The following is a 19,662-nucleotide window of genomic DNA, read 5'->3' on the forward strand; positions in this document are numbered from 1 at the left end:
CGGACTTTACCACGGATAGGGAAGTCCTGAACTTCAATCTCAGGGAGGAAACCTTTTGAGTGAAGATGGAGATCAGAGTACTCAGCAGGAATAGTGGCTTTCTCCTCTAAATAAAGAATAAAGCAAGTATCCTGAGAAACATGATTGACTAGGGTAAAGTAATCAAGGATTCCTGAAGGCAAGAACAAGCTTAAAGAAGCAACAGGATCAATCGTTTGGGAAGAGGATGTTTTCATGATGCAAAAATAAGAATTTTAACGCAATCCCCCAAGGTTTCAGACTGAGCCGCATGGACCCTTAAACCTACTATATAGTCTATACTAATAATACTCTCTGTTTAACCCATAACAATGCGACAGACTTAAATCCCATATAAATAAAAAAAACGAGCTAATTCTTTTTATAGAACCACTCGCCACCGCATCAGAAAAGCCTAAAGGCTTTTCCATAGTACCTCAAATTTCCTGAAAACTAATCTTCTTTTTACCTAAAAACGTCTTACCTATTGTTATCCTTTTACCTTCTATTAAAAACTTATCCTATTGAACTAAACTAAAAAACTTTTAATACCTTAAACTGTCTAATCTAATACCTCTATTTAATATTTTCTTTTACCTTATAAACTAACAGCAATTTCTCAACTGCTTTGCAAAGGTACGAATATTTTTCGTGTGCGCAAACGGTTTTATATTTTATAACACTTCCGCAGGCTATAAGTCTTTCACATCGCTCAATGCAACCAGCTTATTTACAATAGCATAGATAGTCAAACCGGCAGCACTATGTATTTGCAATTTTTTGCTAATATTTCTCCGGTGTGTAATCACCGTATGAATCGACAAAAAAAGCTTTTCCGCTATTTCCTTATTTGTCATTCCCTTCACCACACAGATAACGATTTCCTTTTCCCGCTGGCTAAGCGTATCCTGATTATCCATCCCTTCTTCTTCAGAAACCACATTCAGCAAACCCGCAATTTTCTTAGAAAGAGTTTCCAAATCATCGAATATTGAAATAGACTCATCATACTTACCCAATAATGAAGCATCTACAAAAGAAGTAACCAACGCTATTAAACGTATCCTTTTACCAGATATTTCTTCTCGAAACTTAGCTACATCAAAGTAATCACCAAAAGCAGGATTGACAATCAACATCTCGGGACATTGCGTCCGGACGCAATCGTGCAAAGCTTCAACAGACAACAATTCTATTGGTTGCACTTTTACGTTAGAAAGACGCTTCAATGCAGCAGTCAACCCACCACGAATAATTACAGAGGTCTCTGCAATAGCTATTCGAACAACTTCGTTATTTTTCATTTTCCCTAATCCTCCTTTCCAAATTCAGAATAGCAGGAACAAAAATATAGTCCTCAACCTTGCAATGAGATTCCAGTCCGGCTTCACAAGCATATATGTCGAAAAGAGCCGCGTTCAGAAGATTCTCATTTGCTTTGGCAGGGCAATATTTTATAATGATATTTTTTAGTTCTGTCAACTTCTCCCCTACCTGATCGTGATGTTTGGAAAAGGTACTGATCTGATAGTTTTTGGGAGCATTTCCCTTAATCAATGAATCGACATACTTAAAGACGGTTTTCTCTTCATAATCCATGTGCTTACGCACTTCTCGTGTATATTCATCAAAAAACTTGAGAATAAGAAAAGCTACATCGTCCTGCGAACAATCAATTGCCTCGATCAATTTACGACGAATAGCCGGAAGAGAAAAATCAAGAAAATAAATATGTGCCTGCCGCAGATAATCAATCAATGCAGGTATGGAAATATCATCTTTATCCCCATCGAGCCGGGAAAAGCCTTCAGCCATAAAGTTGACTACAATCAGAAAAGTCCGACAGTCCACTCCATTTAGTTCACAAACTTCTTTGACTGTTTTGTCACCAAACCCCAATGAAAGCCCAAAACGACTCATCACTTGCAACAAAGAATAATTATCGCTGATGAGATCGATCATCTTATCAGTCGGCTTGTATTTCTGTAAATTATCCATCATACCTATGTATATTAGAGAGTACAAAGAAACGGAATATTTTGCTGAAATGCAATCATCATTTATAGGTATTTTAAATCATCATTTATTGGCAAATACTAATTATACGCTACTATTTTGTGGCACAACTTTAGGCAAGCTAGTCTTTTTTTAGTAATTTTGTCGCTATCTATTTGTAATTAGTAACTCATAATTTTATATTTAATAAAATGGCAAACGAACTCGAGCTGAAATACGGCTGCAACCCCAATCAAAAGCCTGCCCGTATCTTCATGAAAGAAGGAGAACTCCCCATCGAAGTATTGAACGGACGTCCCGGTTATATCAATTTGTTGGATGCGTTCAACAGTTGGCAATTAGTGAAAGAACTGAAAGAGGCTACCGGACTGCCGGCTGCCGCTTCTTTTAAACATGTCAGCCCTGCAGGTGCTGCTGTTGCGGTAGAAATGAGCGACACGCTGAAAAAGATTTATTTTGTGGACGACATGAAACTGTCTCCATTAGCTACAGCATACGCCCGCGCACGTGGCGCAGACCGTATGTCATCTTACGGAGACTTTATCGCATTGTCCGACACCTGTGATGAAGAAACAGCACGCATCATCAACCGTGAAGTATCCGACGGCGTCATTGCTCCTGACTATACTCCCGAAGCACTGGAGATTCTGAAGAATAAAAGAAAAGGAACCTATAATGTAATAAAGATAGATCCTGCATACCGCCCGGCTCCTATCGAACACAAAGATGTATTCGGAGTGACTTTCGAACAGGGAAGAAACGAATTAAAGATCGATGAGAGTCTTTTGAAAGAGATGCCTACGCAGAATAAGGAAATTCCGGCTGATGCGAAACGCGACTTAATCATTGCCTTAATCACTTTAAAATATACGCAATCCAATTCGGTGTGTTATGCCAAAGACGGGCAGGCAATCGGTATTGGCGCAGGCCAACAGTCACGCATCCACTGTACGCGTCTGGCAGGAAATAAAGCAGATATCTGGTATTTACGCCAACATCCGAAAGTGATGAACTTGCCATGGATTGAAAAAATCCGTCGTGCAGATCGTGACAACACTATCGACGTTTACATCTCGGAGGATTATGACGATGTATTGGCAGACGGCGTTTGGCAGCAGTTCTTCACAGAAAAGCCGGAAGTGCTGACACGTGAAGAAAAACGGGCATGGCTGAATACGATGACAGGTGTAGCTTTAGGATCGGACGCTTTCTTCCCATTCGGAGATAATATAGAACGCGCGCATAAAAGCGGTGTCAGCTACATTGCACAACCGGGTGGTTCCGTACGTGATGACCATGTGATTGGAACTTGCGACAAATATAATATGGCAATGGCATTTACAGGCATCCGCCTATTCCACCATTAACAATATCGACTATTTTTATTCCATATATCCCCATTTATAATGAGAATGAGACAAATCTTCCATTATAAATGGGGATTTCCTATTTCTTCAAGCCCCTCTATCTTTGCAGCGTTACATTTAAAAACGAATCAAAGATGAATAAAATTGGTGTATTTTATGGTTCCACAACCGGAACAACAGAAGACCTTGCCCGTCGAATTGCAGAGAAATTAGATGTACCATCGGCAGATGTATTTGATGTATCCAAGCTAACAGAGGCATTAGTCAATGAATATGACGTATTGGTGCTCGGCTCTTCCACTTGGGGAGCAGGCGAACTTCAGGACGACTGGTACGATGGAGTAAAAGTTTTAAAGAAATGTGATTTATCTCATAAGTCTGTAGCCCTGTTCGGTTGTGGCGATTCTGACTCGTATAGCGACACCTTCTGTGACGCAATAGGCATTCTTTATGAAGACTTGAAAGATACCCATTGTAAATTCTGTGGAGCAACAGACACCGCAGGCTATACCTTCGATTCTTCTATTGCTGTCGTAGACGGTAAGTTTGTAGGTCTTCCGCTTGACGAAGTCAACGAAGATAGCAAAACAGACGAACGTATCAACGCATGGGCTGAACAAGTGAAACAAGAAATTAGCTAATTTTACCTTAACATAAAAAGAATACTTTGCATCATGGCAACTGAAAGAATCATCCCCGGCGAAATCCGAATTTTTCTTAATCATATTTATGAGTTTAAGAAAGGCGTACGCAACATGGTACTTTACACAATGAGTAAAGAGCACGAAGAATTTGCCATCCGCCGATTGAAAAATCAAAAGATCAGTTATATGATACAGGAAGTAGGTACCAATAAAATCAACCTGTTTTTTGGAAAGGCAGAATGTATGGAAGCCATGCGGCACATCATCATCCATCCTTTAAATCAACTGACTGCCGAAGAAGATTTTATTTTAGGAGCCATGCTGGGATATGACCTATGCCAGCAATGCAAACGATATTGCAGTAAAAAAGAAGGTATAAAGATGGCAGTTTAAGCGATAACCTTAGCATAAGTTTAGCTTTGTTTGTATGTAGTTTGTCTTGAGTGGAATCGTTTCTTTAAAAATAGGTATCCATTAAAACATTTTCCAATGGAAACTTGTTGTATAAGAAACGATTCACTCAATTATAACAAAATCAAACATTGCAATGAAGCAGCAACAAGAACAACTTACCGCCTATACACTGGCCGGTATTTTCACCCTTTCATTACGACTTATTGTTGGTTGGACTTATTTTTCAGCCTTTTGGCGGAGACTCGTCCTCGAAAACAAACTTATCCCGGATTCTACCGGATACATTGGAGAGAAGTTCAATCATTTCCTACCTAATTCCATAGGAATCAAACCCATCATCGAATATCTCGTCAGCACCCCCGATTTACTTTGGTGGGCGATGGTTATCTTTACTATCATTGAAGGTGTTGTCGGATTACTCTATATGCTTGGTTTCTTTACCAGATTAATGAGTATCGGCGTATTCAGTCTTGCATTCGGCATTCTGTTAGGTTCCGGCTGGTTAGGAACAACCTGTCTTGATGAATGGCAAATAGGTATTTTAGGCGTATCCGCAGGATTCACCATTTTCCTGTCCGGCGGCGGAAAATACTCTTTGGATTATCTGCTACAGCCCCAACTATCCAAAAATAAATGGCTGGTATGGGTTACTTCCGGCGAACTTCCATTGTCTATCAAGCGATTCAGTAAAGTAGCAATCGGCGGTGCAGCCATATTGTTCATACTCACCCTATATACCAACCAGGTTTTTCATAATGGCGTATGGGGACCACTACATAACAAATCAGTAAAACCCAAAATTGAGATATCAGATGCAAATGTCAATAACGGAGCCCTGTCTTTTAAAGTATATCGTGTTGAGGGTGCCGATGTATACGGCTCATTTCTTATTGGCATTACTCTTAAAGACACAAGTGGAAAAGTGATACTTCAAAAGAATGGAGAAGACCTTGCATTATTCCCTCTCACTAATATAAAGAATGATTATATAGCTAAGGTAGTCCCTGGTAAACATAGCCTTATCATCCCATTGGGCAGCAAAGCTACTTTGGCAATTAGAGATAACAGTTTGCAAAATCTTCCCGAAGGCCAGTATGAATTAATATTGACCGACATTAGTGGAATTACTTGGAATAAAAACATCACAATCGAGTAAATCCGGCCTACTCTACAAACGGATCATAGACAAAGGTGTATATCAGCAAAATTTATTCGGCTGGCATACACCTTTATTCTTTTATTTTACCAAAATAACAGGTTTTATCTTCTCAAGCACTCAAAATTACCTACATATACTGAATTTTAGAAATTACTATGCCTAGTATTGGGTATTGCCATATCTTTTAACCTCATATAACTTTGCAGCCGATAAAATTATTAAAAAAATGAGAAAAATAACTGCAATCATTATTCTTTGTTTCCTACATTCTCTCACACTTCCGGCACAGGAAACTAAAGAAAAGTCTAAAAACCGTAAAACTTCTTCCACAGAAGAATATACTAAATTCCGTTTCGGAGGGTATGGAGAAATGGCGGCGAGCTATAAAGATTATAATTTCAATCGTTTTACTCCCAATGGTTCCGGTAAACTTAATCGTGGAGAGATTTCCATTCCACGTTTTGTATTAGCCTTTGATTATAAATTCTCCTCCAAATGGGTATTGAGTACCGAAATCGAATTTGAATACGGAGGTACGGGATCTGCTCGCGAAATTGAATGGTTTGAAGAGAACGGCGAATATGAAACAGAGATTGAAAAAGGCGGTGAAGTAGCTTTGGAACAATTTCATATCACCCGTCTCATTAATAAGCACATCAATCTGCGTTTCGGACACATGATTGTACCGGTAGGATTGACCAACAACCATCATGAGCCTATTAATTTCTTTGGAGTTTACCGCCCGGAAGGTGAAACAACGATATTGCCTTCCACCTGGCATGAAACAGGTATCGCCGTATTCGGTGAAATTGGACGGTTTGATTATGAACTTCAATTAGTCAATGGGCTTGATCCACAAGGATTCCGCAGCGAAGACTGGATAAAAAACGGCAGACAAGGAGCATTCGAAGTCAACAATTTCACCAGTCCGGCTTTTGTAGCCCGCGTAAACTACCATGGGGTAAAAGGATTAAGAGTAGGTGCTTCTTTCTATTATAACCAGACAGCAAAGAACGGAACTAAGCCTTGGAGAAATACAGGTTATAAATTTCCGGTAACCATTGTAACCGGTGATTTGCAATACAAAGGCTTTAATAACAACCTGATTGTACGCGGAAATGCCGTTTATGGAAACCTAGGAGCGAGCGGAGCTTTAACCACAATCAACAACAGTTCTTCAGCAGCTTCCGGTTACCCTAACACAACAGTAGCACAAAATGCAGTCAGCTACGGGGGTGAAGCAGGATATAATATAGGTTCTTTCTTCCATTCTAAAGCTCCCCGTATCTATCCTTTTATTCGTTATGAATATTACAATCCGATGGAAAAGACAGAAGCTAACACAGGTTTGTTGGCCGACAAACGTTTTCAGGTATCAGCCGTAACAGCTGGATTGAATTACTACGCTCTACCCAATCTAGTAATTAAAGCAGACTACACCCACCGCTCCATAGGAGGTGGAAAATATAATGACGAAAACTTAGTCTCTGTAGGCATAGCCTATATTGGTTGGTTTATCAAAAAATAAATATAATTTTTAATAGCAATGAAAATGAAAACATGGAAATTTCTGCCTATAATGGCAATGGGAGTATGTATGGCGATGACCTCTTGTAGTGAAGATTCTAAAAAAGAAGATGTTTCACCCAACCCATTTGCGGGTTTTAATACCCCGGACAGTGGCACTGCAACAGATGATGAATTAAAGGCTGCGGTTGCAACGTATGTAGATGATGTAGTGATTCCTACTTATCAAGATATGTACAATAAAGTAACCGCATTAAACACGGCAGTACAAAAGTTATCAACGTCCTCCAGTGATAATGATGTAGCCAATGCAGCAGACGCTTGGGTTGCAGCACGTAAACCCTGGGAAAAAAGTGAAGCTTTTCTATATGGTCCGGCAGATTTGAATAAGCTCGATCCTAGTCTGGATAGCTGGCCTTTGGATAAAGGAGGTATTGATGCAATTCTACAGTCCGGAAATTGGGAAGACGCTGTCGGAGGAGACGTAGACGACGGTGATGATGCACCAGCCGATGCACCACAGAACTTGCGTGGTTTCCATACTGCCGAATATTTATTGTTTGAGGATGGTGAAGCAAAAAAAATCACAGACCTGGATGCTAATAAAATAGGATACCTCAAGGCTGTTGTCGGACGTATGTCAAAAGACACAGAGCTTTTGTTAAAAGGTTGGACAGAAGGTAAAAATCTGGAGAACGGTGCCTATAAAGATGCAATGAAAGCACCTAACGGAACTTACTCTATAAGCAATATCAAACAATCTGTTGCAATGATACTAAACTCTGACAATGGTGCAGAAGGAATTGCCAATGAAGTAGGTGCAACGAAAATCGGAGATCCGGTAGATAAGTGGAACAGCGGAGATAAAGAAGGTGGTGTATTAGCCGTAGAATCCTGGTATAGCTGGAACTCTTTAGATGATTATACTGATAACATTTACAGCATCCGTAATGCTTACTATGGTAGTTTAGACGGAACTGTTGCCAGTGCAAGTCTGTGCTCTATCATGAAAAAAGTGAACCCGACATTGAACGACATGGTTGTTAAGCAGATTCAGGAAACAATCACAGCAATCAATGACATACCTCACCCCTTCCGTAACAATTTAGGCGCTACTACTGAAGTTAAGAATGCTCAAAACCAATGCGCATTTTTATGCAGTGGTCTGGCTTTAGTCCGCGGAAAATTAGCAGGAGAATAAACAATATTAATTATGATGACTAAGTTCTTTCTTTTAGGAAAGCCGGTTATCAAAGCATTACGAGGAGGACTCCCAAGGCGATTGGGAAGAATCCTCTTTGTTGCGATAAATATAGGCTTCCTGCAAGGTTGTGATCATGATGCTTTCGACGGCATTATTTATAAGCCAAACGGAGAAATAGCAAAACCGGAGGAATTATCAGCCGGTATTTCCACTATTTTTTCTACCGTAAGTGGCGCTTATGACACCAATGCAGACTGGGTCACCGGTGAATTATTAACACGTTTCAATCGTGGCGATGGTTTGTATGACAATTCTCGTGGAGTAGGTACAGGCAGCGGTAATGGATTAGGACCTATTTTTGGAGGCTATTCCTGCGGAGCTTGCCATAGAAACACAGGACGTACTACTCCGGCATGGGTCACAGGTGGTTCCGGTGCAGGCTTTTCATCTATGCTGGTTTATATTACACGCAAAACCGGAGGATATTTCCCCGAATATGGCCGTGTATTACATGACCAGTCCATTTATGGCGTAAAAGCCGAAGGCAAAATAAAGATAACCACTACTACCGAAAAGTTCAAGTTTCCCGATGGAGAAGAATATGAATTAATAACTCCTCATTATGAAATAACAGATTGGTATGATTATGAAATAAAGCCCGAAGATCTGATTATTTCGGTACGTGCCCCCTTGCGGCATGTCGGCATGGGTCAGATGATGGCACTTAACCACGATGAATTGAAACAGTTGGCAGCTCAAAGTAACTATCCCGAATACGGCATTAGCGGACGCCTGAATTATGTGACGGAAAAAGGAAAATATGACATTGGAATATCCGGCAACAAAGCCAACCATCAGGATTTAACAGTAGAACTGGGATTCTCTTCGGATCTGGGGGTAACCAATGACCGTTTTCCACATGAAGTGGGCGAAGGACAATCACAAATGATGGGATTTGCCAACCAAGGTGTAGAGATTTCGACCCGTGACATGGAAGATGTCGATTTATATATGCAGACATTGGGAGTTCCTGCACGCCGCAACGTGGATGACGAAACCATCAAACATGGAGAGCAAATGTTCTATCAAGCAAAATGCCATTTATGCCATACCGTTACTTTACATACCCGCCCGCGAGGCAGCGTATTACTGAACGGAACTCAACTACCCTGGCTGGGCAATCAGATCATTCATCCCTACTCCGACTTCTTATTACACGACATGGGACAAGGATTAGCTGACGATTACCCTAGCGGCCTGGCACGCGGTTGCGAATGGCGTACTACTCCATTATGGGGAATCGGCCTGCAGGAAATTGTCAACGGACATACCTATTTCCTGCATGACGGACGGGCACGTAACCTGACAGAAGCCATCATGTGGCATGACGGCGAGGGAGCCGCTTCACGTTCCATTTTCTCCCGCATGTCGAAAGAAGATCGCGCAGCCTTACTAACATTCTTGAACAGTTTATAATATAATCAGCAACAACAATGAAAAAAAATATCTAGCACTCGCGCTCACTGCATTTCTGTGCAGCCACTCTTATGCTCAAGATTCAAATGCAAAAGAAATCGATGATAAATATGTAGAGAATGATGTTGTTTCGCTGGCAGGAAAGAAAGGTTTTTCTTTTTCTACCAAAGCCGGTGATTTCTTATTCAAGCCCTATGCCTTAGTTCAAACCAGCCTCTCTTTCAACCGATATGACGATCAAGGTTTGGAAAGCCTTTATGCACGTAACTGGGCAAACAGTGGTTTTGCTATTCCGAACGCAATACTCGGATTTACAGGCAAGGCATTCGGGAAAGTTACATTCAATTTATCACTGAATGCGGCAAAAAGCGGTGCCGCCTTATTGCAACAAGCCTGGTTTGATGTAGCGCTCAAAGAATCATTCCGTATTCGTGTCGGGAAGTTTAAAACACCGTTTATGCATGCCTATCTGACCACACTGGGGGAAACATTATTTCCGGTGTTGCCCAGTTCCGTGGCAGGTGGCGTATTAATGCCCTATGACATCAATGCTGTGAAGCCGAGCATAGCTACCGGCTTCGACCTGGGTGTTCAGATACATGGTTTGATTAACGGAAAATGGAATTATCAGTTAGGTATTTTCAATGGCACAGGGATTGATGTCAATTCGGCAACCAAAGGAATGTGTGATGATCATAAATGGCTGCCCCAACTGCTTTACTCCGGTCGCCTGGTATATATGCCCAAAGGTGAAATGCCAGCCACACAAGGTAATCCGAACAATCTGAAAGAAGATAAAATGCAATTCGGTGTATCTACATCTTATAATGCCGAGGCCGAAGATCATAGTAGCAGCGATTGGCGTATAGGTGCAGAGTTTGCCATGGTAAAGAACCGTTTCTACTTTGCAGCCGAAGGTTATTACATGAATATGCATTTCACAGAAATCATGCATAAAGACAAAGACCTGAATTACTGGGGAGCTTATACACAGGCCGGTTATTTTGTAACTCCTAAATTACAGGCTGCTCTCCGTTATGATATATTCGATCGCAACGGGACAGACGAAGGCGGTTTGTTGAATATGCCTGCCATCGGAGCCAATTACTACTTTGTCGGTTCTAATTTAAAACTTCAGATGATGTACCAATATCTGGGCAGAACCGGTCATGACACGCAGACTGATCGTGATAATGATGGAGTGGGACTATCACGCCATAGCGTTACCGCTATGTTACAATTCACTTTCTAATGTATAGGAGGAGGAATCTGTCTATGAATAAAAGACTCAACTATTTATTGATAACCTGTGCCTGCCTAAACCTGTGTTCAGCTTGTGATGAAGGTAAAATCTATCCGGATGACACGATTGACAGTGGACGTACGGCTACTGTAACACTTCATTTCACCCATCTGGATGCTTGGCCGCAGAAAAACAATATGTCATTAATCTCCTTAGGTGAGGACGGAGTTACTCCCATATTGGTTAAGCGCATTCTGGAACCATCTAGCGAGGCAGAAGCTGTAACTGTAACATTAAACAACTTAAACGGAAACACGCGTAGTATTGCCGTAGCCGTTATCACGTCCGGAATGTCTTTGGTGCATGCGTATCAGTCATTTCCCGTAAATGCGTCGGATGAATCGCTGACTTTACCAGAGACAACAATCGAAGTGGCTTCATTCAGCCGCATCCAAACGCAAGTTTTCAATGCCAAATGTGTGATGTGTCATGGAGGAAGTACAACAACAGCCGGAGATTTGGATCTGACGGCAGCCAAAGCCTATCAATCACTGATTAATGTAAAAGCTCCCCATTCTGCGAAAGGAAAGAATTATGTCACTCCTGGAGATTTAAACAACAGTTATTTATTAGATGTATTAGAGCACGATAATCACATCGATATATTCAATGGAGCTGAACAACGTGAAGTTCGCGCTTTGATTCGGACATGGATCAAAGCAGGAGCCGAAAACAATTAACTTGTAACAGAAATTTTTGATATGAACAGCAAAAAACAACAACCCTTGAAATCAGAAAAGACTTTAGCAGAAATATTTAAATACGAAGTGGCAGACGGTGTTTCCGAGTATCATTTAATGATTCACGCAATCCAGCCGGAATCCACTTATGAAGAACAATTAAACGCCATTATAGATACATACTACCAATTACGGGAAAAAGAACTGCAAGGGACCGTCGCCATTTTCAAACGATACTTTTTGAGCGACGCTTCCAATCAGGCAGATACCTTGTTGGCACTTACTGCTGAAAGCTCGGATTGCGCACTTTCTATCGTAGAACAGCCACCATTGAATGGAACCAAAGTAGCAGTATGGATTTACCTTCAGACGAAAGTACAGACACAAATGCTGCATAATGGTCTTTTCGAAGTCAAGCATGGACCCTACCGTCACCTTTGGGGTGGCAGCTCTTTCAATCGGGCAGCCAACTCCGAATACCAAACCCGGCTACTATTAAACGACTATGTTATGCAGCTCATTGAACAAGGTTGCAAACTAGCCGCCAACTGTATTCGTACCTGGTTTTTCGTACAGAATGTGGATGTGAATTATGCCGGAGTAGTAAAGGCACGTAACGAAGTATTCGTTACCCAGAACCTGACGGAAAAGACACACTATATCTCCAGCACAGGTATCGGCGGACGCCATGCTGACCCCAAAGTACTTGTACAAATGGACACGTATGCCGTTGGCGGAATCAAACCCGAACAAATTCATTTCCTTTATGCGCCAACACATTTGAATCCCACCTATGAGTATGGTGTCAGTTTTGAACGTGGCACGTATGTAGATTATGGAGACCGGCGCCAAGTATTCATCTCCGGAACAGCAAGTATTAATAATAAAGGCGAGGTGGTATATCCGGGAGAGATCCGTAAACAGACAGAGCGGATGTGGGAAAATGTAAAGGCTTTACTGAAAGAAGCAGAATGTACATTTGATGATATGGGACAAATGATCGTGTATCTGCGTGACATAGCAGATTATACCATCGTCAAAGAAATGTACGACAAACGTTTTCCTTGTACCCCTAAGGTATTTGTACATGCGCCGGTATGCCGCCCGGGATGGTTGATCGAGATGGAATGTATGGGAGTAAAAACCTGTGAAAATAAGGAATACGCTCCCTATTAATATCATTAAAAAGATATGCCGTTGAAAAGATTACTTATCATTTTATACATCTGTCTGATAGGATTACTTGCCGCAGCCACTTTCATAGAGCAAGCATACGGGACAGAGTTTGTAGAAAGAAATATATATCACACAATCTGGTTTTGTTGTTTGTGGGGAGTTATTGCTGCAATAGGGGTTGTTGCCCTCATCCGACGTTCCTTATGGCGGCGACTTCCCGTTTTGCTGTTTCATGGCTCCCTCCTCGTTATCTTGGTGGGGGCCATGATTACATTTATCTATGGCGAACAAGGATATATGCATTTACGTCCGGATACAGTAAAAAGCAGCTTTCATTCGCCACAGGGCGACAAGAACATTCATCTGCCATTCACGATGAAGCTAGATAGTTTCCGGGTAGAGTATTATCCGGGGACAAAAGCTCCCGCCGATTATGTCAGTCATATCAGCTATTCACTTCCCGGTCAGAAAGATTCCGTGCACAACGAATGTATCTCAATGAACCGTATCTTTACTACACAAGGCTTCCGATTTTATCAGTCCTCATTTGACGAAGACGGTCAAGGAAGTTGGCTGACAGTAAATTATGATCCATGGGGTACAAGAGTGACCTATAGCGGCTACATTCTACTGGGCATCTCTATGATTTTACTACTATTTTGCCGTCAGGGAGAGTTTCGTAAGTTACTAAATCATCCCCTATTGAAAAAAGGAGGATTATTTATCTTATTCCTTTTCTACCTGACAGGAACAATGCAGGCACAGCAAACACCTCTTCGTGTATTAAACAAAATACAAGCAGACAGCTTGGCACAACAACAGGTTATTTACCATGACCGGGTAGTACCATTCAATACACTGGCAAGAGACTTCGTCAAAAAACTGACAGGAAAAATCTACTATAAAGGATTGACTCCCGAGCAAGTTATAAGCGGTTGGATTCTTTACCCGGATTCATGGAAGAATGAACCTATGATATACATCAAAAGTCCCGAACTGCATCATTTACTCGGTTTGGAATCTTCTTACGCACGCTTGACCGATTTATTTGACGGTCCAGTCTACCGTCTTCAGAAAACCTGGCAACAAGAACAGGGAAAAAGTAGCAAACTCGCCAAAGCCATCCAGGAAACGGATGAAAAAGTGGGACTGATCCTGATGGTGGAAAAAGGAACATTCATCCAGCCATTACCCACTGATGGTAGCGTGCAACCTCTCTCCGAACTGGAAGTGAAAGCCGAATTACTCTACAACCGGATTCCGTTCAGCAAGATTCTTTTTATGATAAATCTGTCATTGGGAGTGTTGTCTTTCATGCTTCTACTTCATAACAGCCTGCAAAGAAATACACCCTCGCCCAAAGCCAAAACGATTTCCCGCACAGCAGGAACGATCTTTTCTGTTGCACTCTATCTTGCTTTCATATTCCATTTAGCAGGATATTGCCTGCGCTGGTATATTGGCGGACGTGTTCCTCTTAGCAACGGTTATGAGACAATGCAGTTCATGGCACTCTGCATCCTCTTGATAGCCTGTCTGCTCCATCGAAGATTCTCATTTATACTTCCATTCGGATTCTTGCTCTCCGGCTTTGCGTTGTTAGTCTCTTATCTGGGACAGATGAATCCCCAGATCACCCCATTAATGCCGGTGCTCGTCTCTCCGTGGCTAAGTATTCATGTTTCATTGATTATGATGTCTTATGCCCTATTGGCATTCATCATGCTAAACGGAATACTGGCATTATGCCTCCGAAAAAAAGAATCGGAAAACAATGTCTCCGGAAACGACGCTGTACAAGACAACCGGATAGAACAGTTGACGCTAGTCAGCCGTTTGCTACTCTACCCTGCTACGTTCTTTTTAGGGGCAGGCATCTTTCTGGGAGCAGTTTGGGCAAACGTTTCCTGGGGAAGATACTGGGCGTGGGACCCGAAAGAAGTATGGGCGCTGATCACTTTCCTGGTATATGGAGTAGCATTCCATTCACAAAGCCTGCGCATTTTCCGCAAACCACTATTCTTCCATATCTATATGATTCTTGCTTTCCTGACTGTCTTAATGACCTATTTCGGAGTAAATTATGTTCTTGGGGGGATGCATAGTTATGCAAATTCCTAAACCACTATATATAGCTAGTAACCGATAGAAGAATACCCATTTTAGGGGATTGCGGGAAAAGCGGAAAGCCCCTATCTTTGCAGTATCAGAATTAAATTAATTAGTCATAATTATATTACGTAGCCACATTAAAAATACATAGAAATCGGCCGAAGTGATTCACCCGCATTTCTTTTATTTGGTTGTTAAGTTAGAAAAAACCATATAATGTATTCATTTTGGAATATGAATAGATGACATATTCTAAAAGAGGCAAGGACGTCCGGCTTGTGAAAGCCGGACGTTTTTTTATATCAGTAAGAGAATAAAGTAAGAGAGCTCATGCATTCATGAGCTCTTTCCAACCAGCCGTTTCGAAAACGATATACTCCGCTATAAATTTCTCCATCTCCTCCTTCTTCACAGGATGCAACACCAACTCTTCGAGTAAGGCAAACAACCATACCGTATTCAAGTGAATGAAAAAATTGGTTATTGCTATATTGATATGCGGATATTTCTGTTTCATTCCTTGAAAAAAGACAGAAATCGTACGCGTCATCAAATCCGTATATTCGGAACGGAAGTTCTCCAAAACAGAACCTTGTGCCTGAAAAAGCAGCAGCCGTAAACGGTCACGATGTTCAGAGACTAATCTGATATATTCCCGTACAGATGTTTTCTGGTAATCCGAATCCATAAAGACATCGATTGTCATCTGATCGGCATCATGATTATAAATCATAGCATACAGATCATTCAATACCGGTTTCAGAATCGTACGGAATATCTCATCTTTATTGGTGAAATAATGATAGATATTACTCACCGTCACCCCTGCCCTCGAAGCTATTTCACGCATAGAGGCATCCTTGTATCCCTTTTCCAGAAACACTTCTTCGGCTACCTTCAAGATTCGCTCTTGTATATCTCCCTTCAAAAACTGCATAGTATCACTGCTATTTATCCATTCATATTTGTAACCTGTCTGTTCACCATCCGGGCAAATATACCATTTTTCTTTTTCAATTCCTCCGGTGTTCCCATTTCAGCAACACTTCCATTCTCCAATACTACAATTTTGTCGGCATTGGCAACGGTTCGCATACGGTGCGCAATAATCAGTACTGTTTTGTTACGTACCAATTCCGATATGCCTGCCTGTATCTTGGTTTCATTTTCCACATCGAGCGAAGCAGTAGCCTCATCCAGCAAAACAATTGGAGCATCCTTCAACAAAGCGCGGGCGATGGAAATACGCTGCCGCTCACCACCTGACAATGTTTCCCCGTTCTCACCGATAATCGTCTGATATCCCTGCGGCATTTTAGTGACAAACTCATCACATTGTGCTAGGCGGGCAACTCTCCGGACTTCCTCATCCGTAGCATCCCGTTTGCCAATACGGATATTATCCATGATGGAAGCATTAAAAAGAACTACTTCCTGAAAAACAACGGAATAGTTCGTCAGTAACGTTTCAGGATCAATCCGGCTGATATCCTGTCCGCCGAGGGTAATCTTTCCCGACTGAATATCCCAAAAACGTGCTGCCAACCTGGCTGCCGTACTCTTGCCACTGCCCGAAGGACCCACCAAAGCTGTTTTTTCGCCTTGTCGGGCAGTAAAGGACAAGTTCTTCAATATTTGTTTTCCCTGCTCATAAGCAAAGTCTACCTGCTGAAACTCGATGTCATAGCCTTTAGGAGTAAAATCGGTAGTTCCATGCTGTACCGGCAATGCTTCCATCTCATTCATTCTGCTGATACGCACATCCAGATAGAACAAAGCGGCAATATTATTCATCACCTCGCTGAGCGGAGCATATACACGCGAGCCGATCACCATAAATATAAGATAGGTAAACAAATCGATTGTCCCCGAAGCCAAGAGATTGGCACCGACGATAATGACGCTTGCCAAGCCGAGTTTCAATACACTTTGGGAACCGTTTACCAATATGCCGAGCACCAGTTCATTACGGGTCAGTACCTTTTCATAGGTATCGATGCTTGCATCCAATTTCTCCAGATAGTCCCTCTCCTGATTATAAGGTTTTATCTCCTGAATAGTATCAAGTCCTTCTTGAATATGTTCAGTCACCATTCGCTTGTTCAGATAATTACTTTCATTGCTTTTCTGTATTTCCTTCTTCGAGAAAAGAAGAATTGCGGCGGCAAGCGGCACTACCCAGAACAAAGCAATCGTCAACTGCCAGTTATAAAATGCCATACCGACGGTAATAAGCAGAATGCTGATAATGGAAGCAAACAACTGGGGAACCGCATGCGAGAAAGTATGTTCGAGATCAGTGCAGTCATCCATAATCGTGGCGGTAAGGTCGGAAAGATTCTTTTCGCCGAAGAAAGCCAGAGGCAACTTGCGAAGTTTTTCCGCCAATGAGATACGCCGGTTCGCGCTCTCATCATAAACGGTGGTATAGGTGCTACGATATTGCAATACCGCAAATATATACATGACTATCATAAAGATAATACCGAGTATGCTATAGTAGAGAATACCATGCGTCACCGAAACCGAAGGCTGAAACACCGGACGAAGATATTCCTCAAGAAAGAGAAAAACAAATACCGCCGGCAACATCAATACAATATCTAGCAGTGTAGTGAAAAACACACCTTTACAGAAATCTTTTGCTCCTTTAGTTGAAAGGGCAAAACGTCTTTTTATTACTTCAATCATTAGAAACCTCCTTTCCTATTGTCCAGCGAACGGATTGCTGGTATTCATTCCACATATTATAATAGATACCTTGTTTTTCAAGCAGTTTGGCATGTGTGCCTTGTTCCGCAATCTTACCCTTGTCAATCACAAGAATATTATCGGCATCCGTGATGCTTGAAAGACGGTGGGCAATCATCAATACGGTTTTTCCTTTTGTCAGTTCTTTCAGGGCTTGCTGAATCAGATGCTCATTTTCGGGATCGGCAAAAGCAGTCGCTTCGTCCAGTACGATGATGGGGGCATTTTTCAGTATCGCACGTGCGAGCACGATTCGTTGTTGTTCCCCGCCGGAGAGATACGTTCCTTCTGTACCGATCTTTGTATTTAGTCCGAGCGGAAGTTTATTGATAATTTCCCGGCATTGTGCCATATCTACTGCCCGTTCCACTTCCTCCATTGTCGCGTTGGGATTACCATATTTGATATTTTCAAGCAAAGAAGTCTTAAATAGCTTTGTATTCTGAAACACAAAAGAAATATGTTTCATCAGTTCTTCAGGGGCGATTTCTCTTACATTGATGCCACCTATTAAAACCTTCCCTTCTGTTGCCTCCCAGAAACGGGGAACAAGACGGGCAATTGTCGTTTTCCCTCCGCCTGAAGCTCCGACAAGAGCTACTGTCCTTCCTTGCGTAATGGTGAAACTGATATCATCCACCGCCTTTTGATTAGCTCCCGGATAGCTGAAGGAAACCTTTTCGAACTGAATACTGAATTCCTTTACCGGTTGTGGATGCGCTACAACAGTCAGGTGCTCATAAGCAACCAGATTTTCAAGACGTCCGATGGCCTCACTCGCCTGCCCCAAAGCCTGATTGAGATACATACTTTTCATGATACTTTGGGAGAATACGGGAGTAATGAGAACAAATAGGAAGAAATTAAGTAATACCGATGCATAATTACCAGAATAACCGATCAGCAAAATAGCCAACGGAGCAAGGAAAAACACAAAGCCATTGATAATAACGGTATAGAGCGACATCGGCTTCTCCCACATTCGTGTATAGCCGAATACCATTTTATTATAATTCATGATACAGCGATGAAAGTTCTTGAAAGAGTAAATGGTCTGCTGGAAAACCTTCACTACGGGAATTCCTCTCACATACTCTACAGCTTCGGTATTCATTTCCTCCAGAGAAGTCATGTAGCTTTTCATAAACTGCCGTCCCTCCGCATTCATCATAAATCCCATAACCAGCATGGCAATAATTACAGGAACGATACATGCCAGACCGAGTATCCAGTCGAACATAAAAATCAGTATGACAGCTACCAACGGCACTAGAAAAGTAGCCGCAAGGTCGGGCAACTGATGTGCCAGAAAACTATGGGTAACCCCTGCATTGTCATCTATAATCTTACGGATACGTCCGCTCGTATTAATGTCAAAGAAACCGAGAGGCATACGCACTATCTGGCGCATGGCTTCTTTGCGCAAATTCGATTCAACCCGAAAAGCTGCAAGATGCGAAGACATCAAGGCGGCAAAATAAAGGACGATACTCGCCACGGCCATGCCTGCCGCCCACCAGGCATACGTCACCACATTACCGGAAGAGGTTATCTCTCCGTATTCAAGCAGTTCTCTCACAATCAGCCAAATAAGAATATAAGGCAACATGCCCGCCAGGGCACTTAGGGCAGACAGTAGCATTGCCGCAGGCAAAAGCACTTTCCGTTTACCCATGTAGTTCTGAAGTTTTTTCAATGTACTCATAACGTACGTTCAATCTATATTAAGTTCGACAATCATTTAACTTATCGCTTGTTTTCAAAAAAGAACAATATTCGAAATCGTTCAAAAAAAAAGAGAGCTTATATTTCTAT

General features: G+C 41.8%; 17 protein-coding genes. 11 read left to right on the plus strand and 6 right to left on the minus strand.

The window, feature by feature from the left end:
* From BSAG_RS25750 to BSAG_RS06280, 3 genes are all read right to left on the minus strand, one after another.
* Positions 1–236, minus strand: a 236-nt coding sequence (locus BSAG_RS25750) for a hypothetical protein (protein WP_008997677.1), incomplete at its 3' end; no start/stop codon positions are given.
* Positions 237–710: 474 nt separating this feature from the next.
* Positions 711–1,322 carry a helix-turn-helix transcriptional regulator gene (locus tag BSAG_RS06285; protein ID WP_004312521.1) on the minus strand — a complete coding sequence of 204 codons (612 nt, stop codon included), beginning with the start codon at positions 1,320–1,322 and terminating at the stop codon, positions 711–713.
* Positions 1,312–2,016 carry a hemerythrin domain-containing protein gene (locus BSAG_RS06280; protein WP_004312522.1) on the minus strand — a complete coding sequence of 235 codons (705 nt, stop codon included), beginning with the start codon at positions 2,014–2,016 and terminating at the stop codon, positions 1,312–1,314. Before BSAG_RS06280 ends, BSAG_RS06285 begins: the two co-directional genes overlap by 11 nt.
* A gap of 209 nt (positions 2,017–2,225) precedes the next feature.
* Here BSAG_RS06280 and BSAG_RS06275 point away from each other — a divergent pair, with 209 nt between their 5' ends.
* The 11 genes from BSAG_RS06275 to ccsA all read left to right on the plus strand — a co-directional run bounded on the left by BSAG_RS06275 (position 2,226) and on the right by ccsA (position 15,105).
* The gene (locus BSAG_RS06275; protein ID WP_004312523.1) at positions 2,226–3,401 is read left to right on the plus strand and encodes a phosphoribosylaminoimidazolecarboxamide formyltransferase; all 1,176 of its coding nucleotides are present in this window, start codon (positions 2,226–2,228) and stop codon (positions 3,399–3,401) included.
* Between the two features lie 134 nt (positions 3,402–3,535).
* Positions 3,536–4,042, plus strand: coding sequence for a flavodoxin FldA (fldA, locus tag BSAG_RS06270; RefSeq protein ID WP_008022890.1), 507 nt, complete (start codon positions 3,536–3,538; stop codon positions 4,040–4,042).
* Between the two features lie 33 nt (positions 4,043–4,075).
* A complete protein-coding gene (locus tag BSAG_RS06265; protein WP_004312525.1) occupies positions 4,076–4,438 on the plus strand; it encodes a DUF2023 family protein in 363 nt (120 codons plus the stop codon).
* 154 nt (positions 4,439–4,592) lie between these two features.
* Positions 4,593–5,615 (plus strand): TQO small subunit DoxD, encoded by a 1,023-nt coding sequence (locus BSAG_RS06260; protein WP_004312526.1) that lies wholly within the window; start codon positions 4,593–4,595, stop codon positions 5,613–5,615.
* A 229-nt stretch (positions 5,616–5,844) separates the two neighbouring features.
* Complete coding sequence (locus BSAG_RS06255) at positions 5,845–7,146, plus strand: porin (protein WP_004312527.1); 1,302 nt, start codon at positions 5,845–5,847, stop codon at positions 7,144–7,146.
* 24 nt (positions 7,147–7,170) lie between these two features.
* Positions 7,171–8,346 carry an imelysin family protein gene (locus tag BSAG_RS06250; RefSeq protein ID WP_004312528.1) on the plus strand — a complete coding sequence of 392 codons (1,176 nt, stop codon included), beginning with the start codon at positions 7,171–7,173 and terminating at the stop codon, positions 8,344–8,346.
* A 12-nt stretch (positions 8,347–8,358) separates the two neighbouring features.
* On the plus strand, positions 8,359–9,825 hold the full coding sequence (locus tag BSAG_RS06245) for a di-heme oxidoredictase family protein (protein ID WP_004312529.1): 1,467 nt from the start codon (positions 8,359–8,361) through the stop codon (positions 9,823–9,825).
* Between the two features lie 55 nt (positions 9,826–9,880).
* On the plus strand, positions 9,881–11,077 hold the full coding sequence (locus BSAG_RS0223375; protein ID WP_008770614.1) for a porin: 1,197 nt from the start codon (positions 9,881–9,883) through the stop codon (positions 11,075–11,077).
* A gap of 23 nt (positions 11,078–11,100) precedes the next feature.
* On the plus strand, positions 11,101–11,808 hold the full coding sequence (locus BSAG_RS06240; RefSeq protein ID WP_004312531.1) for a hypothetical protein: 708 nt from the start codon (positions 11,101–11,103) through the stop codon (positions 11,806–11,808).
* Positions 11,809–11,829: 21 nt separating this feature from the next.
* Entirely contained in the window at positions 11,830–12,984 is a 1,155-nt protein-coding gene (locus BSAG_RS06235) for a Rid family hydrolase (protein WP_004312532.1), read from the plus strand.
* 15 nt (positions 12,985–12,999) lie between these two features.
* The gene (gene ccsA / locus BSAG_RS06230) at positions 13,000–15,105 is read left to right on the plus strand and encodes a cytochrome c biogenesis protein CcsA (RefSeq protein ID WP_004312533.1); all 2,106 of its coding nucleotides are present in this window, start codon (positions 13,000–13,002) and stop codon (positions 15,103–15,105) included.
* A gap of 319 nt (positions 15,106–15,424) precedes the next feature.
* Here the strand turns inward: ccsA and BSAG_RS06225 are convergent, their stop codons facing one another.
* From BSAG_RS06225 to BSAG_RS06215, 3 genes are read right to left on the minus strand one after another with little or no spacing between them, the layout of a single operon-like run.
* Positions 15,425–16,033 carry a TetR/AcrR family transcriptional regulator gene (locus BSAG_RS06225; protein WP_004312534.1) on the minus strand — a complete coding sequence of 203 codons (609 nt, stop codon included), beginning with the start codon at positions 16,031–16,033 and terminating at the stop codon, positions 15,425–15,427.
* Between the two features lie 14 nt (positions 16,034–16,047).
* Positions 16,048–17,787 carry an ABC transporter ATP-binding protein gene (locus tag BSAG_RS06220; RefSeq protein ID WP_008770612.1) on the minus strand — a complete coding sequence of 580 codons (1,740 nt, stop codon included), beginning with the start codon at positions 17,785–17,787 and terminating at the stop codon, positions 16,048–16,050.
* A complete protein-coding gene (locus tag BSAG_RS06215; protein WP_008019731.1) occupies positions 17,780–19,552 on the minus strand; it encodes an ABC transporter ATP-binding protein in 1,773 nt (590 codons plus the stop codon). Before BSAG_RS06215 ends, BSAG_RS06220 begins: the two co-directional genes overlap by 8 nt.
* Between the last annotated feature and the right edge of the window lie 110 nt (positions 19,553–19,662).

It is taken from the genome of Bacteroides sp. D1 (assembly GCF_000157095.2).
Classification (GTDB): Bacteria; Bacteroidota; Bacteroidia; order Bacteroidales; family Bacteroidaceae; genus Bacteroides; species Bacteroides xylanisolvens.